At 32.4% G+C, this 1,613-nt stretch carries 1 protein-coding gene; it reads left to right on the top strand.

What is annotated here, in order from left to right:
• A partial coding sequence (locus tag LZ480_RS19590) for a non-ribosomal peptide synthetase (RefSeq protein ID WP_241371222.1) occupies positions 1–1,613 on the top strand: 1,613 nt, incomplete at both ends.

The following is a 1,613-nucleotide window of genomic DNA, read 5'->3' on the forward strand; positions in this document are numbered from 1 at the left end:
GAAAAAACACCTGAAAACATTGCGGTAGTATATGAAGAAAATCAACTAACGTATAGAGAGTTAAATGAAAAAGCAAATAGTCTTGCAAGAATCTTAAGAGAAAAAGGTGTAGTGCCTGAAACTGTTGTGGCCATAATGATAGATCGTTCTGTAGAAATGATGGTCGGAGTACTAGGTATAATTAAGGCTGGTGCTGCTTATATACCGATAGATCCCAATTATCCTAAAGAAAGAGTAAGTTATATCCTGCAAAATAGTCATGCAAATTTATTAATAACAGAGACAAAATATATAGACAGTATTGATATAGATTGCCAGATAATAGATATAAATAAGGATGATGTGTATTCAAACGATAAATCAAACCTAGAAATAATAAATAAACAAGGAGATTTATTGTATGTTTTATATACATCAGGTACTACTGGAAAACCGAAAGGAGTAATGGTCACTCAAGGTAATGTCATAAATATGGTCTATAGCTGGATAAGTCATTATCATTTAGATCAATTTAAAGTGAACTTGCTGCAAATGGCAAGTATATCATTTGATGTATTCTCAGGAGATCTATGCAGAAGTATATTAACTGGGGGCACCATGTATATATGTCCAAGTGATATAAGAATAAACATGGAAGAGTTGTATAAAACAATCAAGAAAAACCATATCAATATATTTGAATCAACTCCAAGTTTAGTCTTAACACTCATGGACTATGTGGATGAAAACAACTTGCCTTTAGAAAGCTTGAAGTTATTAATATTAGGTTCAGATAGCTGCGCTATAGAAGATTATAAAAGGTTAGTGAAAAAATATGGACAAACGATGAGAATACTCAATAGCTACGGTGTAACAGAAGCTACAATTGATTCTAGTTATTATGAAGAAAAAATAGAAAATATACCAGCAAATTTAGTTAATACGCCAATAGGAAAGCCAATGCATAATACTAAATTTTATATCTTGAATAAAGCCTGCGATTTTCAACCTGTAGGTGTAATAGGCGAGCTTTATATAGGTGGTGCAGGGGTATCAAGGGGCTATTATAACAGTCCAGAGTTAACGGCTGAGAAATTTGTGGATAACCCTTTTGCAAAAGGAACAAAAATGTATAAAACAGGAGATTTAGCAAGATGGCTACCTGATGGAAACATAGAGTTTTTGGGAAGAATAGATAATCAGGTTAAAATAAGGGGCTTTAGAATCGAACTTGGAGAGATCGAAAATCGATTATTACAACATGAAAGTATAAAAGAAGTAGTAGTTTTGGCAAAAGAAACTAAAACAAATGAAAAGTACTTATGTGCATATGTAGTAAGTAACAAAGGTATTAAAGACTTAAACTTAAAAAGCTATTTAAATGGAAGTTTACCAAAATATATGGTTCCATCTTACTTTGTTCAGATGGAAAAGATGCCGTTAACTCCTAACGGAAAGCTGAACAGAAAGGTACTTCCAGAGCCAGATTTAGAAGAAATTACAAATGACTATGAAGCACCGAGAAATGAAATGGAAGAGGTATTGGCAAGAATTTGGTGTGAGGTTCTTAAAATAGAAAAAGTAGGAATTAATGATAACTTTTTTGAGATTGGAGGACATTCTTTAAAAGCAAC

Source organism: Solibacillus palustris, assembly GCF_022549215.1.
GTDB lineage: Bacteria > Bacillota > Bacilli > Bacillales_A > Planococcaceae > Solibacillus > Solibacillus daqui.